This is a genomic window from uncultured Acidaminococcus sp. (assembly GCA_900538365.1).
Lineage (GTDB): Bacteria > Bacillota > Negativicutes > Acidaminococcales > Acidaminococcaceae > Acidaminococcus.
In genome coordinates, this window is record UPXT01000075.1 from 1 (window position 1) to 4,447 (window position 4,447).

Annotated in this window: 4 protein-coding genes and 1 other RNA gene; 2 read left to right on the forward strand and 3 right to left on the reverse strand. The window is 49.6% G+C overall.

Going from position 1 to position 4,447, the window contains the following annotated elements; all coding sequences use genetic code 11:
- Positions 1 to 125 precede the first annotated feature (125 nt).
- Together ssrA and QZQ08_RS09645 are read left to right on the forward strand one after the other, a co-directional pair.
- Positions 126 to 472, forward strand: a transfer-messenger RNA (tmRNA) gene (gene ssrA, locus QZQ08_RS09640).
- Between the two features lie 188 nt (positions 473 to 660).
- Complete coding sequence (locus tag QZQ08_RS09645) at positions 661 to 1,548, forward strand: 3-hydroxyacyl-CoA dehydrogenase family protein (RefSeq protein ID WP_296331445.1); 888 nt, start codon at positions 661 to 663, stop codon at positions 1,546 to 1,548.
- 82 nt (positions 1,549 to 1,630) lie between these two features.
- Here QZQ08_RS09645 and QZQ08_RS09650 read toward each other — a convergent pair whose 3' ends face one another.
- Genes QZQ08_RS09650 through panC form a run of 3 tightly spaced genes read right to left on the reverse strand, consistent with a single transcriptional unit; the run spans position 1,631 to position 3,842 of the window.
- Entirely contained in the window at positions 1,631 to 2,602 is a 972-nt protein-coding gene (locus QZQ08_RS09650) for a bile acid:sodium symporter family protein (RefSeq protein WP_296331447.1), read from the reverse strand.
- Positions 2,602 to 2,988: an aspartate 1-decarboxylase gene (gene panD / locus QZQ08_RS09655; protein ID WP_296331448.1), complete on the reverse strand. Its 387-nt coding sequence runs from the start codon at positions 2,986 to 2,988 to the stop codon at positions 2,602 to 2,604. The genes QZQ08_RS09650 and panD overlap by 1 nt, the downstream gene beginning before the upstream one ends.
- Entirely contained in the window at positions 2,985 to 3,842 is an 858-nt protein-coding gene (gene panC / locus QZQ08_RS09660) for a pantoate--beta-alanine ligase (protein ID WP_296331449.1), read from the reverse strand. The genes panD and panC overlap by 4 nt, the downstream gene beginning before the upstream one ends.
- Between the last annotated feature and the right edge of the window lie 605 nt (positions 3,843 to 4,447).

A 4,447-nucleotide genomic window follows, 5' to 3' on the forward strand; every position in this document is an offset into this window, starting at 1 on the left:
CACAAGGGTTCGCTATGGATTTTTAAGTGTTCAACTTAATTATACAATCCGCCCTCAATGTAACTCATTTTACTTTCATTGCTTTTTGGCGATGGATGTGCTATGATGAAATTCACATAAACCCTGGGGATGTACTGGTTTCGACGGGGGTAGATGTTGTGTGATAAGCGAGCTGGGATTCCATCAACCCCATAAAACGGTGGAAACGCGTTATAAACGCAGAAGATTCTTACGCTTTAGCAGCTTAATTGCTAACGTTCCTTTTCTTCATTCCTGCTGAAGGAAAGTGAACGACACTTGCAGGATACCACAGGGCCAATTCTCGGAGGTCGCGTGGGAAACCCATCGAGATAGGGACTGATTAGCCCGCCAATAGGCGATGATGCCCCGAAATAAAATATGTTGGATGCGCTCGGAGAAAGTTGCATGGCAATGCTTTCGGACAGGGGTTCGACTCCCCTCATCTCCACCAATTGAAAACAAGCCACGCCATGGGCACTTGGCCGCACCGTATGGAACATAGAATCCATGCGGTGCTTTTTAGGTGTACCGCTTGGCTCCGACAGATAAAGGGCCTTTAAAAAGACATGGCTTACTATCGCCTTTGTCTTAAAAGTGCTATGATAGACCTAAGAGATGATTTTGAAAGGAGCCTTGATTATGGAAATCAAACGAATCGGCATTGCCGGCGCTGGTACGATGGGCTATTCCATGGCGGATATCTTTGCTTCCTATGGTTTTGATGTGACCCTTTGGAACCATAGAAAGCCTACGCTTGAGCGGGCAAAGACCCTCATCAGTGAAACTAGCCGCGAAAAGATCCACTATACGACCAATTTGGAGGACATTGCCCATCTCGATATTGTCATTGAAAACGTGACGGAAGATATGGGCATTAAAGAGGGATTCTATGAATCTTTCTGCAAGATTGCTGATGCGGATATGATTCTTGCAACGAATACTTCCGGTCTTTCTATCAATGCTCTGGCCCAATTTGTGACGCACAGGGAACGCTTTCTAGGGATGCATTGGTTCAATCCGCCGACGCTCATTCTCCTTATTGAAATCATTAAAAATGACGAAACCCGCCAAGAAGTGGCTGAGGCCGTTCGGGATCTTGCCCGCACTATTGGGAAGAAGCCGGTCATTGTCAATAAGGATGTCCTGGGCTTTGCGGCAAACCGCATCCAGCTCGCTGTCGTGCGGGAAGCCCTGTCTCTGGTGGAAAAAGGTGTCGTTTCTGCTGAAGATATCGACGCTGTTATGAAATATGGGCTTGCTTTCCGCTGGGCCTGCATTGGGCCGCTCGAAACCATGGACTTTGGTGGGCTCGACACGTTCTACCATGTATCGAGTTATCTCATGAAGGACCTTGATGACAGCCATGAGATCCCCACTCTTTTAAAGGAACATTATGAAAAGGGTGAACTAGGTGTGAAGACCAAGAAAGGCTTCTACGACTACTCGAATGGGAAAGATAAGGAAGCAACCGAAAGACGGAACGATAAACTCTTGAAAGTCTTCGACGCCCTTTATAAAAAAGCATAGTCCTATCAAAAAAGCTCCTCCAAAGCGCAGGTCATGCGTTTTAGAGGGGCTTTTGTCCATGATGAAGCTGATTATCTAGGAGTTAGGAACGCGATTTTACATGAAGAGGAACTGTCTCTTCTCTTTCTCCCATTTCCTCGTCCTTTCCGACGCAGTAGGAGGCGTAGAGGGACCCAGATACGTTATGCCACACGGAGAAGATGGCGCCGGCAATGCCGCCAGCTGCCGTAAAGTACATGAGGGCAAGGGCTGAGGCGAGACCGGAATTCTGCATGCCTACTTCGATGGTCATGGCACGCACTTTTTGCGGCGTCATGCCAAAGCGGCGCGCTGCAAGGTGGCCCAAGGCCATGCCGCCAAGGTTATGCAAAATGACAGCAACAAGGATCACGAGGCCGTGGTCCAAGATGGTCCGCCCTGAAAGTGAGACGACGCAAAGGACCGTCACCATAATGACAAAGGAGGAGAACATGGGCATGAAGCGGGAAAAGCGGGATACAGTGCGGGGAAAGAAATAGTTGCTCGCAAGGCCCAAAATGAGGGGGAGGAGCACCATCTTGACGATGGAAAACATCATGGAAGAAAGGCTGATTTCAATCCACGTTCCAGCAATCAGATAGATGAGAAGGGGCGTGATGAAAGGGGCCAGGATGGTGTTTACCATGGTCATGGACACAGAAAGAGCTACATCGGCATGCGCGATGAAGGAGATGACGTTTGACGCAGTCCCACCAGGGCAGCAGCCTACAAGGACGACACCGATGGCAATTTCGGGAGGCAGGGCCAAGACCGTCACAAGGACATAGGCCAAAAGGGGCATGATGGTAAACTGCAGGATGGCCCCAACGGCAACAGAGCGTGGGTCCCGAAAGACATTTCGAAAGTCTTCGGCCTTAAGGCTCATGCCCATGCCAAACATGATGATTCCCAAAAGGGTGGGGATAAAGCGAGCGTAAGGCTTCATGGCCGCGGGGAAGAGAATCCCTAAAAAACCTGCAATCATGACGCCGACGGCCATGTAACGTGTGGACCAATGGATGAGCTTATCGAGCATCAGTCAGCCACCTCCCGTTCTTTTTCCGTCCCGCGGCTTTTGAGCGGCTGATTTCCTTCGCCGAGCATGACGACCTTGGGCGTAAAAAGGCGGGCTTCTTTTTCGTCCATTTGGGCATAGGCGATGATGATGACAATGTCTCCAATCTGGGCGTAACGGGCGGCTGCACCATTAAGGCAAACAACGCCGCTGCCGCGTTTTCCCGCAATCGTATAGGTTTCAATGCGGGCGCCGTTATTATTGTTGCAGATCTGGACGCGTTCGCCGGGAAGGATGCCTGCGGCGTCAAGCAGGTCGGCATCGATGGTGATGCTTCCCATGTAGTTCAGGTTTGCTTCTGTAACGGTGGCGCGATGGAGCTTTCCGTGCATCATGGTGTAGATCATGCTTCCACCCCCAAAATGACGTTATCAATAAGGCGCGTCGTGCCAAAGCGGACAGCAACGGCAAGGAGGACAGGCGTATGGAGCGTTTCTTCCACTTCAAAGAGGCCGGGCATGCCATACATTTCGACATAGTCGATGTCGCTCATGGGTTCTTCCTTGATTTCTTTCATCACAAGGCCAACGAGGGTTTTCTTGCTCCGCTCGCCTTTTCCGTAGGCTTCTTTGGCATGACGGAGGCTGCGGGAAAGGACAAGGGCAGCCTTACGCTCTTCGGGGCTTAGATACACGTTGCGAGAGCTTCTGGCAAGACCGTCTTCCTCGCGGACAATGGGCATGAGGCGCAGCGTTACATTCATGAAAAGATCGTCAACCATGCGCTGCAGGACCTGGGTCTGCTGAGCATCTTTGAGCCCGTAGTAGGCGCGGTCACATTGGGTGAGGTTAAAGAACTTGGCGCAGATCGTTGTCACGCCGCGAAAATGGATGGGCCGCGTCCTTCCGCAAAGGACCTTCGTAATGGGACCCGTGACTTCGACCCAGGTCATATCCTCGTGGGGATACATTTCGCTGGGGGCAGGCGCAAAGACGAGGTCGGCGCCTTCGCGTTCTGCAATCTTGCAGTCACTTTTCAAAGTCCTGGGATAAGCAGCGTAGTCTTCCGTCGGTCCAAACTGCGTAGGATTGACAAAGACGGTGACAATAACAAAATCGTTTTCCGCCCGTGCTGCCTTGATGAGGGAAGCGTGTCCTTCATGAAGGGCACCCATGGTGGTCACAAGACCGATGGATTTGCCTTCTTTCTTGACTCGGCTGACCTCATTTCTAAGTTCCTTTGTTGTGTGACAGATGTACATGGATGGATCACATTCCTTTCTGACTGGTGGAGCGTGGGGACAGGTTACAAAAAGGGAATGAAATGGTGAAAAAGTCCTGCCGGACAATACGAAAAATAGGAAGCAGCATACAAAAAAACCGTGTTCCCAAAGAAACACGGCAAAAAATTCCACAACAAAAAATGGAAAAACAGGTTTCCTTGGGAAGCAGCTTTTCGGAAGGAGCGTTTCATCATTCCAAACTTCTGCCTTAAGGGAAGACTTCCTTCCCTTTGAGCCCTTCGGGAAACAAGGCCGCCCTGCGGCTTTGCGACTCGCGGCACACACCTTCTAAAACGTGTCTGCACTCTCCCTATAAGATTTACCCAAATCTTCCTATTTTTCTATCCGGGGAGTACTGTACCACCGAGATGACAATTTGTCAAATCATTGTCAATATAGTTAACCAAAGTTATTTTTCCTTGAATAAGGCCAATATGATGTGGAGATTCCTTGCAAAAGTAAAAAAGAGAAGAAAGTTTTCAAAATAAAGACGGTAAAAATAAGGACCGAAAGAAATTCGTAGTCCTCTCACTAAGCGTAAAATGTTTCTCGGTAGGGAAAAATAGTCCTTGCAAAATAAAGGG